Origin of the sequence: Vibrio sp. dhg, from assembly GCF_003443775.1 — a bacterium.
Taxonomy (GTDB): domain Bacteria; phylum Pseudomonadota; class Gammaproteobacteria; order Enterobacterales; family Vibrionaceae; genus Vibrio; species Vibrio natriegens.
Window position 1 is genome coordinate 1,154,875 of sequence record NZ_CP028943.1, and the last position, 15,784, is coordinate 1,170,658.

General features: G+C 46.6%; 14 protein-coding genes. 12 read left to right on the top strand and 2 right to left on the bottom strand.

The annotated features are described in order from the left end of the window. Nucleotides 1-6: 6 nt before the first annotated feature. From DBX26_RS05395 to serS, 4 genes are all read left to right on the top strand, one after another. Nucleotides 7-3,087 (top strand): DNA translocase FtsK, encoded by a 3,081-nt coding sequence (locus DBX26_RS05395; protein WP_118118140.1) that lies wholly within the window; start codon nucleotides 7-9, stop codon nucleotides 3,085-3,087. A 76-nt stretch (nucleotides 3,088-3,163) separates the two neighbouring features. Beyond that, complete coding sequence (gene lolA, locus DBX26_RS05400) at nucleotides 3,164-3,790, top strand: outer membrane lipoprotein chaperone LolA (RefSeq protein ID WP_014231459.1); 627 nt, start codon at nucleotides 3,164-3,166, stop codon at nucleotides 3,788-3,790. 6 nt (nucleotides 3,791-3,796) lie between these two features. After that, nucleotides 3,797-5,146: a replication-associated recombination protein A gene (locus DBX26_RS05405; RefSeq protein WP_118118142.1), complete on the top strand. Its 1,350-nt coding sequence runs from the start codon at nucleotides 3,797-3,799 to the stop codon at nucleotides 5,144-5,146. Nucleotides 5,147-5,239: 93 nt separating this feature from the next. Beyond that, a complete protein-coding gene (serS, locus tag DBX26_RS05410) occupies nucleotides 5,240-6,547 on the top strand; it encodes a serine--tRNA ligase (RefSeq protein ID WP_014231461.1) in 1,308 nt (435 codons plus the stop codon). A gap of 83 nt (nucleotides 6,548-6,630) precedes the next feature. On the opposite strand, the gene bioA is transcribed toward serS, so the two are convergent. Then, nucleotides 6,631-7,908: an adenosylmethionine--8-amino-7-oxononanoate transaminase gene (gene bioA, locus DBX26_RS05415; protein WP_118118144.1), complete on the bottom strand. Its 1,278-nt coding sequence runs from the start codon at nucleotides 7,906-7,908 to the stop codon at nucleotides 6,631-6,633. Between the two features lie 129 nt (nucleotides 7,909-8,037). Here bioA and bioB point away from each other — a divergent pair, with 129 nt between their 5' ends. The 4 genes from bioB to bioD are packed head-to-tail and all read left to right on the top strand — an operon-like array spanning nucleotide 8,038 to nucleotide 11,714. Next, a complete protein-coding gene (gene bioB, locus DBX26_RS05420) occupies nucleotides 8,038-9,090 on the top strand; it encodes a biotin synthase BioB (RefSeq protein WP_014231463.1) in 1,053 nt (350 codons plus the stop codon). After that, nucleotides 9,077-10,228, top strand: coding sequence for an 8-amino-7-oxononanoate synthase (bioF, locus tag DBX26_RS05425; RefSeq protein WP_162889670.1), 1,152 nt, complete (start codon nucleotides 9,077-9,079; stop codon nucleotides 10,226-10,228). Before bioB ends, bioF begins: the two co-directional genes overlap by 14 nt. Beyond that, on the top strand, nucleotides 10,228-11,034 hold the full coding sequence (bioC, locus tag DBX26_RS05430) for a malonyl-ACP O-methyltransferase BioC (protein ID WP_014231465.1): 807 nt from the start codon (nucleotides 10,228-10,230) through the stop codon (nucleotides 11,032-11,034). The genes bioF and bioC overlap by 1 nt, the downstream gene beginning before the upstream one ends. After that, entirely contained in the window at nucleotides 11,031-11,714 is a 684-nt protein-coding gene (gene bioD / locus DBX26_RS05435; protein ID WP_162889671.1) for a dethiobiotin synthase, read from the top strand. Before bioC ends, bioD begins: the two co-directional genes overlap by 4 nt. Before the next feature lie 69 nt (nucleotides 11,715-11,783). Here bioD and DBX26_RS05440 read toward each other — a convergent pair whose 3' ends face one another. Continuing rightward, nucleotides 11,784-11,951: a hypothetical protein gene (locus DBX26_RS05440; RefSeq protein ID WP_014231467.1), complete on the bottom strand. Its 168-nt coding sequence runs from the start codon at nucleotides 11,949-11,951 to the stop codon at nucleotides 11,784-11,786. Nucleotides 11,952-12,263: 312 nt separating this feature from the next. On the opposite strand from DBX26_RS05440, the gene htpX reads away from it, so the two are divergent. The 4 genes from htpX to DBX26_RS05460 all read left to right on the top strand — a co-directional run bounded on the left by htpX (nucleotide 12,264) and on the right by DBX26_RS05460 (nucleotide 15,784). Beyond that, entirely contained in the window at nucleotides 12,264-13,133 is an 870-nt protein-coding gene (htpX, locus tag DBX26_RS05445; RefSeq protein WP_014231468.1) for a protease HtpX, read from the top strand. A 203-nt stretch (nucleotides 13,134-13,336) separates the two neighbouring features. Further along, nucleotides 13,337-13,756 (top strand): nuclear transport factor 2 family protein, encoded by a 420-nt coding sequence (locus tag DBX26_RS05450; RefSeq protein WP_118118149.1) that lies wholly within the window; start codon nucleotides 13,337-13,339, stop codon nucleotides 13,754-13,756. Continuing rightward, complete coding sequence (locus tag DBX26_RS05455; protein ID WP_065302185.1) at nucleotides 13,753-14,478, top strand: SDR family oxidoreductase; 726 nt, start codon at nucleotides 13,753-13,755, stop codon at nucleotides 14,476-14,478. The genes DBX26_RS05450 and DBX26_RS05455 overlap by 4 nt, the downstream gene beginning before the upstream one ends. 13 nt (nucleotides 14,479-14,491) lie before the next feature. Then, nucleotides 14,492-15,784, top strand: coding sequence for an NAD(P)/FAD-dependent oxidoreductase (locus DBX26_RS05460; RefSeq protein ID WP_118118151.1), 1,293 nt, complete (start codon nucleotides 14,492-14,494; stop codon nucleotides 15,782-15,784).

A 15,784-nucleotide genomic window follows, 5' to 3' on the forward strand; every position in this document is an offset into this window, starting at 1 on the left:
TGATTTATGTTCAAAGAGAACGCAAAGAAAGTCGAAACCATCATCAAAACAAGTGAAGAGCCTCAGTCTTCACGCTTAAATGGCTTCCAACGCTTGAAAGAGTGCTGCTTTATTGTGGGCGTTCTTAGCTCGGTATTGCTTGCTGTAGCGTTATTTACCTTTAGCCCGGCCGATCCTTCCTGGTCCCAAACTGCTTGGGGAGGGGAGATCGATAATGCTGGTGGCCTGTTTGGTGCTTGGCTAGCCGATACTCTATTTTTCACGTTTGGCTCATTGGCTTACCCTCTGCCTTTCTTATTGGCGGCGGCGGCATGGGTGCTTTGTCGTAAGCGCGGCGAAGATGAGCCAATCGATCTTATGCTTTGGGGCACAAGACTACTTGGTCTTGTTGTTCTAATTATGACCAGTTGTGGTTTGGCCGATATTAATTTCGATGATATCTGGTATTTCTCATCGGGTGGCGTTGTAGGCGACGTACTCTCCAGCCTGGCATTACCTACACTCAATATTTTGGGGACAACGTTAGTTCTGTTGTTCTTGTGGGGCGCAGGCTTTACTCTGTTTACCGGAATATCTTGGTTAAACATTGTTGAATGGTTAGGCGATCGCTCCCTAGGGTTAGTTAATGGTATTGCTAATAAACTCAGAGGCTCAGAGCAGGAGACACTGGAACCTCAACTTGATGAGTTTATTGAAGATAAAGTCACCACAAGACGCGCTGAGGTTGAACAGGAAGAAGAAGCACTTCCTCACTTGACCGCATATGATGTCGAAGAGCCTAAAGAAGCACCGCACGAATATCCTATTTATATGCCGCAAACTCAGCCGGAACCGCGAGTGTCAAAACCTGTGGCGGATTCGGTAAAACCTGTTTCGGTTGCAGCAGAAAAGCCGGCAATGGCGTATTCCAAACCAGAACCTCAAACGCAGGCATTCAGCGCGAGTCATGTTGATCCATCAGTGGAACGCACTAAACAGCTGAATGTCACGATTGAAGAGCTGGAAGCGGCTGCTCATCAGGCTGACGATTGGGCGTTGGAAGAGCAACCTGAACAAACGCTAACATCGACACAACTGAATTATTCAGAGCCACAACGCCCTGCTGAACATGAAGAGACTGATACAACATCATTCCAAAGTGAACCGGACTACGCTGAGTACGCTCAGTTCGTAGCGGAGCAAGCACAGCAGGCTCACGTTGATTCAGTACCATTTGAAGAGCCAGTGATAGATCCCGCCTCTTTGGATAACATTTCTGAGCAGACAGAGCCTGGCGATCATATTGAACCAACGATTTCGAACTTTGATGTGGTTGATGACGAAGATGAGGACGAGTACGTTGCTGCTCAACTAGAGCCGACAGCTGTTCCTCAATCAGAGGCTTCAATAGTGCCATCAAGCGAGCCGTTTGTAAGGTCTGAACCGTCTCCACATGAGACATTTGAGCCTGCTCCTGTGGTCGAAGTTGAAGAGGTTTCTGAGGGCGATCAAGATGTGGCTGCATTCCAGAACATGGTAGCTGGTGCTCAAGCTAAAGTGGCAGCAACACAAAACCCATTCTTGATGAAACAAGAAGAAAACCTGCCTGTGCCAGAAGAGCCATTACCAACTCTGGAACTTCTTTATCATCCGGAAAAACGCGAGAACTTTATTGATCGTGACGCGTTAGAGCAGGTCGCTCGATTGGTTGAAAGTAAGTTGGCAGATTACAAAATTAAGGCGGACGTGGTCGGTATTTATCCAGGCCCTGTTATCACTCGATTTGAGTTGGATTTGGCGCCGGGTGTAAAAGTCAGCCGTATTTCTGGCCTTTCAATGGACTTGGCGCGTGCACTTTCCGCTATGGCGGTACGTGTTGTTGAAGTGATTCCAGGTAAACCTTACGTAGGTTTGGAACTGCCAAACATGAGCCGTCAGACCGTATATCTTTCCGACGTTATCAACAGCCCTCAATTTGAGCAGGCTAAATCACCGACAACGGTAGTGCTTGGTCAGGACATTGCTGGTGAAGCGGTCATCGCCGATATTGCTAAAATGCCTCACGTGCTGGTGGCTGGTACAACCGGTTCGGGTAAGTCGGTCGGTGTAAACGTGATGATCTTGAGTATGCTCTACAAAGCGTCTCCGGAAGATCTGCGTTTTATCATGATCGACCCGAAAATGTTGGAGCTTTCAATATATGAAGGCATTCCGCATCTACTTTCTGAAGTTGTGACAGACATGAAAGACGCGTCTAACGCTCTCCGTTGGTGTGTAGGCGAGATGGAACGTCGTTACAAACTGATGTCAACGCTAGGCGTTCGTAACGTTAAAGGCTTCAACGAAAAACTGAAGATGGCTGCGGAAGCGGGTCACCCAATTCATGACCCATTCTGGCAAGAAGGCGACAGCATGGACACTGAGCCACCGCTGCTAGAGAAACTGCCATACATCGTTGTTGTCGTGGATGAGTTTGCTGACCTGATGATGGTTGTCGGTAAAAAAGTCGAAGAACTGATTGCACGCTTGGCACAGAAAGCACGTGCAGCGGGTATTCACCTGATTCTTGCGACTCAGCGACCATCAGTTGATGTTATTACCGGTCTGATTAAAGCAAACATCCCTACGCGTGTGGCATTTACCGTATCAACCAAGACGGACTCGCGTACGATCCTAGACCAAGGTGGTGCTGAATCGCTATTGGGTATGGGTGATATGCTTTACTTGCCGCCGGGTTCGAGCCATACCATACGTGTACACGGCGCATTTGCTTCAGATGACGATGTTCATGCTGTCGTGAATAACTGGAAAGCTCGCGGCAAACCAAACTACATCGATGAGATTATCAGCGGCGACCAGAGTCCGGAAAGTTTACTCCCGGGCGAACAGATGGAATCTGATGAAGATGTAGACCCGTTGTTCGACCAAGTGGTTGAGCACGTCGTTCAGTCACGTCGTGGCTCTGTATCAGGTGTGCAACGTCGCTTCAAGATCGGTTACAACCGAGCAGCTCGAATCGTTGAGCAACTGGAAGCACAAGGTATCGTCAGTGCACCGGGCCACAATGGCAACCGCGAAGTTCTCGCGCCTGCGCCGCCAAAAGATTAATGAACTTGTCTTACTCACCTCAGTCCAAAGAGGTGAGTAAAATTCGGTCTTTTAGACCACAGTGATAGGTATTTGAATGAAACAACGATTTTCAGCGAAACTCATCTCCGCGCTTGTTTTAAGCTTCTCTATATTCTCAACTGCGTATGCCGCATCCCCAAAAGCAGAGTTAAGCAAGCGTTTATCAATTAACGAAGGCTTCAGTGCCGACTTTTCTCAACAAGTCATCAGCCCTGAAGGGGAAACGGTGATGGAAGGGGAAGGGACCGTTGAGATTGCCCGTCCGAGTTTGTTCCGTTGGAGCACGACATTCCCAGACGAAAACTTGTTGGTGTCTGATGGTAAAACGCTTTGGTATTACAGCCCATTTATCGAACAAGTGAGCATTTACTGGCAAGAACAAGCGGCAGAACAAACACCATTTGTGCTTTTGACTCGTAATCGCGCAAGTGATTGGGACAATTACAAAGTCTCTCAAAAAGGCAATGAGTTCACACTGATCCCGACAGCCGTCGATTCAACGCAAGGTCGTTTCCAGATTAATATCGATGCAAAAGGTATCGTAAAAGGCTTCAATGTGATTGAACAAGATGGTCAAAGAGGCCTGTTCAAATTCAGTAACGTGAAGCTGGGAAAACCAAAAGCCAACCGATTCACATTCACGATTCCAAAAGGAGTGGAAGTGGATGACCAAAGGAATTAACGGGTAGTGACGAATTACACACTAGATTTCTCGGGGGACGAAGATTTTCGTCCCCTTGCTGCGCGTATGAGGCCGCAAACGGTCGAACAGTATATCGGACAGCAGCATATTTTAGGTCCGGGGAAACCTTTACGTCGTGCATTGGAAGTTGGGAATATCCACTCAATGATTTTGTGGGGGCCTCCGGGTACCGGCAAAACGACGTTGGCAGAAGTCGCAGCGAATTACGCGAATGCAGAGGTGGAGCGTGTTTCTGCAGTGACGTCTGGCGTGAAAGAAATACGTGCTGCGATTGAGAAAGCACGAGAAAATAAAATGACGGGTCGCCGCACGATATTGTTCGTGGATGAGGTGCACCGGTTTAACAAGTCTCAGCAAGACGCTTTCCTTCCGCATATCGAAGATGGTACGGTTACCTTCATCGGTGCAACCACAGAAAACCCGTCTTTCGAACTCAACAACGCATTGTTGTCTCGGGCGCGTGTTTACAAACTGACCTCACTGAATAAAGACGAGATTGCACAGGCGCTCAATCAAGCAATTCACGATAAAGAGCGTGGTCTGGGTAAGATACCTGCCCACTTTGCTGATAACGTGCTCGATCGCTTATCAGAACTGGTTAACGGTGACGCTCGCATGTCGCTAAATTACCTTGAGTTGCTCTACGATATGGCCGAAGACAATGCACAAGGTGACAAAGAGATCACACTTAAGCTACTGGCCGAAGTCGCAGGGGAAAAAGTCTCTCGTTTTGATAACAAAGGCGACATTTGGTACGACTTGATTTCTGCGGTACATAAATCAATTCGCGGATCTAACCCAGATGCAGCACTGTACTGGGCTGCGAGAATGATCGCTGCAGGTTGTGATCCTTTATACATTGCACGTCGATTACTCGCGATTGCTTCCGAGGATATCGGAAATGCGGATCCTCGAGCTATGCAAGTAGCGCTCTCTGCATGGGACTGTTTTACGCGTGTTGGTCCGGCAGAAGGCGAACGTGCGATTGCTCAGGCGATCGTGTACCTTGCGTGTGCACCTAAGAGTAATGCGGTCTATGTGGCGTGGAAACAAGCGCTTTCAGATGCGCATAACTTACCCGAGTACGAAGTCCCTCATCATTTGCGTAATGCACCAACAAGTTTGATGAAAGACATGGGGTACGGCGCTGAATATCGGTATGCTCACGATGAGCCGGGAGCGTATGCAGCGGGTGAGCGATATCTGCCACCGGAAATGGATGATCGTAAGTACTATGAGCCGACAAATCGAGGTCTAGAGACCAAAATCGGCGAAAAGTTAGATTACTTGGCTACTTTAGACGCAAATAGCCCACAAAAGCGCTATGAAAAGTAGGCATTTTTGGATACATTTATTCGGTAAATTTTTATAGCGTACTAGCAAGATGTTGGTGCGCGATTTCACAACTACAAAAGCATAGGATTAACAATGCTGGATTCTAAATTACTTCGAACTGAGCTGGATGAAACAGCTGCTAAACTGGCGCGTCGTGGCTTTAAGCTAGACGTCGAGACTATCCGTAACCTTGAAGAACAACGTAAGTCCATTCAAGTAGAAGTTGAAAATTTACAATCCACGCGTAACTCCATCTCCAAGCAAATCGGCCAAAAAATGGCAGCTGGTGACAAAGAAGGCGCAGAAGAGATCAAGAAACAAATCGGTACATTAGGTAGCGATCTTGATGCTAAAAAAGTGGAACTTGAGCAAGTGATGTCTCAACTAGAGGAAATCACGCTTTCTGTTCCAAACCTGCCAGCTGACGATGTGCCAGACGGTAAAGATGAAGAAGACAACGTAGAAATCTCTCGTTGGGGCGAGCCAAAAACTTACGATTTCGAACTGAAAGATCACGTTGACCTAGGTGAAATGGGCGACGGTCTTGATTTCGCGAGCGCGACTAAAATTACCGGTGCACGCTTTATCGTGATGAAAGGTCAGTTCGCGCGCCTACACCGTGCAATCGCTCAGTTCATGCTAGATCTTCACACTGAAGAACACGGCTACACAGAAATGTACGTACCGTACCTAGTGAATTCTGACAGCCTATTTGGTACAGGTCAGCTACCTAAATTTGGTAAAGACCTTTTCCACACAGAACCGCTTGAAGAGAAAGTGAACGACGAAGAGCCGCGTAGACTGTCACTTATCCCTACAGCTGAAGTACCAGTAACTAACATGGTACGTGACACGATCTCTGACGAAGCGGATCTACCGCTTAAGATGACGGCTCACACACCGTGTTTCCGTTCAGAAGCAGGTTCTTACGGTCGTGATACTCGTGGTCTTATCCGTATGCACCAGTTCGACAAAGTTGAACTTGTACAAATCACTAAGCCAGAAGACTCAATGGATGCACTTGAAGAGCTAACAGGTCACGCTGAGAAAGTTCTGCAACTTCTAGAGCTTCCTTACCGTAAAGTCGTTCTGTGTACAGGTGACATGGGCTTCGGTGCTCGTAAGACTTACGACCTAGAAGTATGGGTTCCTGCGCAAGAAACTTACCGTGAAATCTCTTCATGTTCTAACATGTGGGACTTCCAGGCTCGCCGTATGCAAGCGCGTTTCCGTCGTAAAGGCGAGAAGAAACCTGAGCTTGTGCACACGCTAAACGGTTCTGGCCTAGCAGTAGGTCGTACAATGGTTGCTATCCTTGAAAACAACCAAGAAGCAGACGGCCGTATTGCAATCCCAACTGCACTTCAGAAGTACATGGGCGGCGCAACGCACATCGGTTAATAAGTAAACTGAATAAATACAAAAACCCAGCTTTTGAGCTGGGTTTTTTAATATCTAAAAACCAAAATCAGTGGGCGTGGTAGTTATAAAAAACAGTCTTCACGTTGAAGCGCTGTTTCAATCGCGTTTACCAACCTTTCAATGTGTTCTGGCTCGCTGATAAATGGTGGCATCATATAAATGAGTTTGCCAAACGGACGAATCCATACACCCTGCTCAACAAATAGCGCCTGAATCGTTTCCATATTAACGGGACGATGAGTTTCCACAACGCCTATTGCACCAAGCCAACGTGTATTTTTCACCACATCATATTGTTCTAGCTTGGGTAACAACTCAGAAAAAAGCGTTTCAATTTGCTGAGTCTGCTGTTGCCAGGCTCCTTGCTCGATAAGCTCTAAACTCGCGGTCGCTACCGCACAAGCGAGCGGGTTTCCCATGAAAGTGGGCCCATGCATAAAGCAACCTGCTTCGCCACCGCAAACCGTATCAGCGACATGTTTGGTCGCAAGAGTGGCGGATAACGTCATATAGCCACCAGTTAATGCTTTACCAACACAAAGGATGTCTGGCTGAATATCGGCATGCTGACATGCGAAAAGCTTTCCAGTGCGTCCAAATCCTGTCGCAATCTCATCAGCAATCAATAGAAGTTCATATTTATCACAGAGTGCTCTGACACCTTTAAGGAACTCAGGATGATAAATACGCATCCCCCCGGCACCTTGTACGATTGGCTCGAGAATCACTGCGGCAAGTTCTTGGTGATGCTGCTCGATCTTCTGTGCGAAATCAGCCAAGTCGTCGGGGTTCCATTCATCCCAATAACCGCATGTCGGAGAGTCCGCGAAGATATGTTCTGGCAGAAAGCCTTTGTATAGCGAGTGCATCGAGTTGTCGGGGTCAGTGACCGACATTGCGGCAAACGTGTCACCATGGTAGCCGTGTTTTAAGGTAAGGAATTTAGGTCTGCGTTCGCCTTTTGCATGCCAATATTGCAACGCCATTTTGAGGCTTACCTCTACAGCGACCGAGCCTGAATCGGCAAGAAAAACGTGTTCGAGATTGTCAGGTGCGAGGGAGAGCAGCTTCTTACACAAACTAATAGCGGGTTGGTGCGTAATACCACCAAACATGACATGAGAGACCAGATCAATTTGCTGATGCGCCGCTTGGTTCAGATGCGGATGATTATAGCCATGAATCGTTGACCACCAAGACGACATGCCATCAACTAATTGGGTGCCATCTTCTAGATTAATGTAGACCCCATCAGCCGAAACAACCGGATAGCAGGTCAGAGGAGTCAGCGTTGAAGTGTAGGGATGCCAGATATGTTGGCGATCGAAGGCAAGATCCATGTGTAATTCCAATATTGTAAAGATTAAAAATTAACCAATTGTAAACTTTTGATTTTGCGATTATGTTGACAGTTTATCGAGACTAAGTAGACTGTCAACACAACAAAAAAAGTAATCTAAGGAATACACGTGGAAGTACGTCATAACTGGACGCATGCAGAAGTACAAGAGCTAATGGAAAAACCATTTATGGATCTTCTGTTCGAAGCACAGCTTGTTCACCGTCAATACCAGCAAACCAATCATGTTCAAGTTAGCACATTGCTATCAATCAAGACGGGTGCATGCCCAGAAGACTGTAAGTACTGTCCTCAAAGCGCGAGATACACCACAGACATTGAAAAAGAGCGTTTAATGGAAGTGGAACGTGTCCTCGATGCGGCGCAAAAAGCGAAAAATGCAGGCTCTACCCGTTTCTGTATGGGCGCTGCGTGGAAAAACCCGAAAGAGCGCGACATGCCACACCTGACGGATATGATCAAAGGCGTGAAAGGTATGGGTTTAGAAACCTGTATGACGCTGGGTATGTTGACGCCAGAGCAAGCGAATCAACTCGCCGACGCGGGCTTGGATTACTACAACCACAACCTCGATACGTCACCTGAGTTTTACGGCAATATCATCACAACTCGCACTTATCAGGATCGTCTGGATACGCTATCTCATGTTCGCGATGCGGGCATGAAAATCTGTTCGGGCGGCATCATTGGTATGGGCGAAAGTGCCAACGACCGTGCTGGTTTATTAGTAGAACTTGCTAATCTGCCGACTCATCCAGAAAGTGTACCAATCAACATGCTGGTTAAAGTGAAAGGCACACCGCTTGAAAAAGTCGAAGATGTTGAACCATTTGATTTTATTCGTCTCATTGCTATCGCACGAATCATGATGCCTCAATCTGCGGTTCGCTTGTCTGCGGGACGCGAAAACATGAATGAGCAAATGCAAGCGTTGTGTTTCATGGCTGGTGCGAACTCTGTTTTCTACGGTTGTAAGCTACTTACAACGCCAAACCCTTCTGAAGACAAAGATATGATGCTGTTTGATAAGTTAGGCATAAACAGCCAGCAAGTTTCGCAAAAGCCGGATGAAATTGAAGAGAACGAATTGCTTGATCGTGTGGTAGAACGTGTTGCCGCTCGTCCGACTAAAGACGACCTTTTCTACGATGCCAGCGTTTAAATCTCGTATCGAATCAGCACTCTCTCAACGCAAAGAGCAGGGGCTGGATCGCTCAATGAACTTAGTGTTTGCCGGTAACCAGTCTGTTCTGGAACACGCGGGCAAACGCTATATCAACTTCTCGAGTAATGATTACCTTGGTTTGGCCAATGATCAATCTTTGGTTCGGGCTTGGCAGCAGGGGCTAAGTGTTTACGGCAGTGGCAGCGGAGCTTCACCTATGGTGACAGGGTTTAGCGCTGCGCACAGTAATCTAGAAGCCGCACTGACTGAGTGGTTGGGATATGAGCGCGCAATACTGTTTGGCTCGGGTTTCAGTGCCAATCAGGCATTGCTGTTTACTCTGTTGGAAAAGTCAGATGTCTTATTGCAAGACCGACTCAATCACGCGTCTTTAATGGAAGCCGGTGCGTTGTCTCCCGCTAAAATGAAACGCTTTAAACATAATGACCTCGAACATCTCAGCTCGCTTATCAATACCGAATGTAATCATTTAGTGGTGACGGAAGGCGTTTTTAGTATGGATGGTGATTGCTCACCTCTCGCGGCGCTTGCCCAGATTACTCAAGAAAATGATGCCTGGCTGGCAGTGGATGACGCTCATGGCATTGGTGTGTTGGGCGATACTGGTGGTGGTTCGTGCGAGAAGGCCAATATCAAGCCAGATATACTCGTAGTCACATTTGGCAAGGCGTTTGGCGTTTCCGGTGCTGCCATTTTGTGTGACCGCGTGACAGGTGACTTCCTGACACAGTTCGCGCGTCATCACGTCTATTCGACAGCCATGCCTCCTGCACAAGCGTATGCGTTAACTCATGCGGTTTCCATCGTTCAGGAGCAAGGTTGGCGGAGAGAAAAGTTGGCGGAGTTAAGTGCTTACTATCAGGAATGCTTACACGGCATGAGCGGCTTTGTTGAAACGCTGACACCGATTAAACCTTTTGTTATCGGTGATGCAGAGAAAGCGTTAAGTGTCGCAGACTCATGTCGCCAACACGGTTTCTGGGTTACGGCGATCCGACCGCCGACGGTTCCAGCAGGGACGTCCCGGTTGCGTATCACCTTGACGGCGAATCACACCAAAGATCAAATCAAAACATTATCTCACGTACTTGAACAAGCACTAGGAGCGCGGTAATGAATCAAGCAGAACAGAGAGATCTGGCTCTTGAAAGTCTAGATAAGAGTGCTATCGCTACTTCATTCAGTAAAGCCGCCAATACGTATGACGCACATGCGGCGTTTCAACGCGATGTAGGGCATCGGTTATTAGAAAGGCTACCAGAAGATTTATCAGGGAAGCGCGTATTAGATCTAGGTTGTGGGACGGGTTACTTCTCTGAGTTACTCCAGCAACGTGGTGCCGAAGTGGTTTGTGTGGATATCTCTCAAGAGATGTTAAACAAGGCCCATCAACGATGCGGCGATGCGAGAGCACGCTATGTTTTAGCCGACGCAGAAAACTTGCCTTTTGATGATCATCACTTTGATTTTGTCTTTTCGAGTTTGGCTCTGCAGTGGTGTCGTGATTTAAGCTATCCGTTACGCGAAGTACGCCGAGTTCTCAAGGACGGGGGCGCTGGCTTTTTCTCTACTCTGGTTGATGGTTCTCTCTATGAGCTACGTGAATCATGGAAAAAAATTGATGCATATCAACACGTCAATAACTTTATAACGATCAATCAGGTAAAAATTGCGTTGGCGCAAGCTCACTGCAATGACCATCATCTAGACTTGACCTCCATCACAGTTTGGTACGACTCTGCGTTTTCTGTTATGCGAGACCTTAAAGGTATCGGAGCAACCCATGTTAGTGGGCGCTCTCCTGCGTTGACAAGCCGCCGCAAACTTTTACACGTAGAACGTGCGTACCAAGAATTCAAAAACGATAAAGGTCTTTTACCTGCAAGTTATCAGGTTTGTTTTGGAGTAATACATCTATGATTGATGCTTTTTTTATTGCTGGTACGGATACTGATGTAGGAAAAACGGTAGCGTCTAAAGCCATTCTGCAAGCGTTAGCGGCAAAAGGGTTAAACACCATTGGTTATAAGCCAGTGGCAGCAGGAAGCGAAAAGACAGAGCAAGGTTGGCGCAACTCAGATGCGTTGCATTTACAAAAAGCAGCGACACTAGAAGTGGCTTACGATGATATAAACCCGTACGCACTAGAGCTTCCAACTTCGCCGCATATCGCCGCGAAACATGAAGATGTTGAAATTAAATACGACGTTTTAAGTGGAAAACTGGCTCAGCATAAATCTCAGGCTGACGTGGTATTGGTTGAAGGTGCGGGGGGATGGCGTGTCCCGGTTTCGGATACAGACAACCTTTCTACTTGGGTTAAACAAGAGCAACTTCCGGTTGTTTTGGTTGTTGGTATTAAACTGGGTTGTTTGAGCCACGCATTTTTAACCGCAGAGGCAATTCGAGCCGATGGTTTGAACCTTGTTGGGTGGGTAGCAAATCGCGTGAACCCGGGAACGGAGCACTATGCAGACATCATCGAGATGCTGGAATCTCGCTTAGGTGCACCCAAATTAGGTGAGATCCCTTATGTTCCTAGTGCGAAGCGTAAAGAACTCGGAAAATACATTAACATCGATCCTTTGCTTCAACGCTAAAACAGAAAAACGAAAGGGCTGCGTTGCGCAGCCCTTTCCATTATTCGAATTCGAAAACTTAATTCAGGTTTATTTTTCGTTACCGAGACCCATCAATGCGTGTTGCGTTTCTGCAATACGATTAGCCATATGATCATCGGTTGAAATACCAAGTTGTTGCTTTGCCTCGTCCTCTGAGATACCTAGGTGACAACGTAGTAAATCGATAGCCATTTGATAGTCGTTCGTTTCTACCATGATTTTTCCCTCAAGACATGGATTTGGAGCTACTCGGCTTCGGAAAGCCTTTAGAGTTCGCTCTGTTTTTGTTCATCTGACCTGAATTTAGCACGCTGAAACAATCGAACAATAAGACCAAAGTCTAAACCTGGTCTAAAATACTGTTTTTAGGCTATAAAAATTTACGATTTATTTCAGTTGAGAAAACAAATGTTGCAATTTATTGCTTAACCTTGTTTTTAACAGCGATAGACTATATCTATAACGCAACGGAGCACGAAACCAAATGGGATCGGCTTTTACAACAATAAGCTTCCTCGGAGAAAAGTAATGAAGCGAGTTATGTTATTCCTGGCAACTAACCTAGCCGTTGTGCTAGTTCTTAGTGTTGTTCTGAATATTGTTTACGCTACAACGGGAATGCAGCCGGGCAGTTTGTCTGGTTTGCTGGTTATGGCTGCGGTCTTTGGTTTTGGTGGTGCACTGATTTCGTTAATGATGTCAAAAGGCATGGCACTGCGTTCGGTTGGCGGTATGGTTATCGAAAGCCCACGTAACGAAACAGAGCACTGGCTACTGGAGACAGTAGGTCGTCAGGCTCAGCAAGCGGGGATCGGCATGCCAACGGTGGCAATTTATGATTCACCAGACATTAATGCCTTCGCAACAGGTGCAAAGCGTGATGACTCATTGGTTGCCGTTTCTACGGGTCTGCTACATAACATGACTCGCGATGAAGCTGAAGCAGTATTGGCACACGAAGTGAGTCACATTGCTAATGGTGACATGGTTACGATGACACTGATGCAAGGTGTTGTGAACACGTTTGTTATCTTCTTGTCACGTTTTATCGCCAATATGGTGGCGTCTAACGATGAGGAAGAAGGTCAAGGTTCAAACATGATGGTTTACTTTGGTGTCTCTATGGTACTGGAACTGGTGTTTGGTTTCTTAGCAAGCTTCATCACCATGTGGTACAGCCGTCATCGTGAGTTCCATGCAGACGCTGGTGCCGCTAGTCTGGTCGGCAAAGAAAAAATGATTGCTGCTCTTGAGCGCTTGAAAATGAGCCAAGAGTCGAAGTTAGATGGCACTATGATGGCGTTTGGTATCAACGGTAAGCAGTCTTTGACAGAGCTACTAATGAGCCACCCACCACTAGACAAGCGTATTAACGCTCTGCGCAATCAACAGTACTAATCGAATAATTTTCTGAAAAGGCTTGGTTTTTACCAAGCCTTTTTTTCGTTTGTTTGATCGCTACCTTCCTTGTTCACGTATCACACCTAAAAGAAACAAAGTTATACAAAATATTTTTTGTACAACTTTATGTGATTAGTCTATGTTGTACGTATAATATTTTTGTACAACATAAGCGATTGAAGGTGCGTAGGAGCAACGAAATGGAATTACGGTCTGTCGTCGATATTTACCAGCAGCTCAGCAAAGATAACTTGCATCTGCTGGATGAAATTTATCACCCTGATGTGGTGTTTGAAGACGCAGCGCATCGATTAGAGGGCAGAACCGCTCTCTACCAATACTTTCAATCACTGTATACCAACGTAATCCGCTGTGACTTTGTCATTCATGAACACCAACAGGTGGATGATACGGGTTTTATTACCTGGACCATGGAATTACGCCATCCAAAGCTACAGGGCGGATCGCCAATTTTGGTAAATGGAGCTTCTCATCTGAAGTTTGCTGAAGGACAAGTCATTTATCATCGCGACTACTTTGATCTCGGCGAGATGCTTTATGAAAACTTACCCCTACTTGGCGCGGTGGTAAAAATCGTGAAGCAGAGGTTATCGCAATGAGCGGCTCGATTTTGATTACTGGTGCGACGTCTGGCATAGGAAAGCAGCTTGCGTTGGATTACGCCAATTCTGGCTGGCGTGTTATTGCTTGTGGGCGTAACGAATCCGTACTCAGAGAGCTACGTGATGTTTCACCGGAGATCGAAACGCTTCGGTTTGACGTGACGAATTACGAAGAAACCATGCATGCACTGTCATCACTCAGCTTTGTTCCAGATACCTGGTTTTTCAATGCTGGAGATTGCGAGTACATGGACAATGGCCACGTTGACGCGAGACTCATGGCGCGAGTGCTGAACGTTAACGTTATTGGGGTGGCCAATTGTGTCGAAGCCTGTCAGAGCTATTTTGAAGCGGGGCACAGAGTGGTGATTGTCGGTTCTATTGCGTCTGAAGTGGCTTTACCGAGAGCAGAGGCGTACGGGGCATCGAAAGCGGCTGTGAGCTACTTTGCCCGCACACTCGCCTTAGATCTCGCCAAGAAAGGGATAAAGGTTATCACGGTCTTTCCTGGCTTTGTCGAGACGCCGTTGACCGACAAAAACACCTTTGAAATGCCGATGATCATTTCCGTCAAGCAAGCCTCTGATTCGATCAGGAAGCAGCTTTCAGCAAATAAAAGTCACATCTATTTCCCTGCGAGGTTTACCAGCATTCTTCGCTTCATTTCGTTGTTTCCATACCGCTGGCAAGCCCGCTTAATGCGTAAACTCGTGTCGTAAAAAGGAAGAAAATATGAAAATTGCAATTATAGGCACAGGGATATCCGGACTGACGTGCGGTTATTACTTGCATAAAGAACATGACATCACTTTATTTGAAGCGAATGATTACATCGGTGGGCACACAGCAACCGTTGATGTCACTGTTGATGAAAAAGAGTATGCAATTGACACTGGCTTTATCGTTTATAACGACCGTACCTATCCAAATTTTATCAAGATGATGAATGAAATTGGCGTAGAAGGTATACCAACTCAAATGAGCTTCAGCGTCCGTAACAACGGAAACGGGTTGGAGTACAATGGTCACACGATTTCTACACTGTTCGCGCAAAAGCGTAATTGGTTAAATCCAAAGTTTTATCGCTTTATCTACGAGATACTTCGTTTCAACAAGTTAGCGAAAGCCTTCGCCAAGAAAGAAAACACCAATTTGCAAACGCTTGGCGAATTTCTCGATGAACATAAATTTAGTGAGTTCTTCACTGACAATTACATTCTTCCTATGGGCGCGGCCATTTGGTCTTCTACACTTGCGGATATGCGTGCATTTCCGTTGATGTTTTTCTTACGTTTCTTCTTGAATCATGGATTGCTTGATGTGACGAATCGTCCACAGTGGTATGTAATCAAAGGTGGCTCTCGCGCTTACATTCCGCCATTGACTCAGGGGTTTGCACAAAATATCCGTCTCAACAGTCCGGTTGAAAGCGTTACGCGAAGTAAAGATCGTGTGCTTTTGCACGTAAACGGGACTACGGAGTGGTTCGACGAAGTGATATTCGCTTGCCACAGTGATCAGGCAATGAGAATGCTCAGTGAGCTGTCTGACGAGGAGCAAAGTATTCTTGGTAATATGGCGTATCAGTCCAACGAGGTGGTTCTGCACACTGATACAAGCTTGCTGCCGAAACGCAAAGCAGCGTGGGCTTCCTGGAACTATCTTTTAGAGGGGAGTGACAGCGAGAAACAACGATTACCGTCACTCACGTACGATATGAACATACTTCAGCATGTAGATTCTCCTCATACTTTTTGCGTAACGTTGAATAGCACTGAGCAGATCGATGAAAACAAAATTCTTCGTAAGTTCTCTTATGATCATCCCGTTTTTACGACCGAATCTATAGCGGCTCAACAGAGAAGGAGTGAGATTCAGGGCGTTGCACATACCTGGTTCTGCGGGGCTTATTGGCATAACGGGTTTCATGAAGATGGTGTGCGTAGTGCTTTGGATGTAGTCAAAGCGATGAAAGAGAAAACGAAAGCACAAGATGTTACTACGCTGCAAAGAGGCGCAGCATAA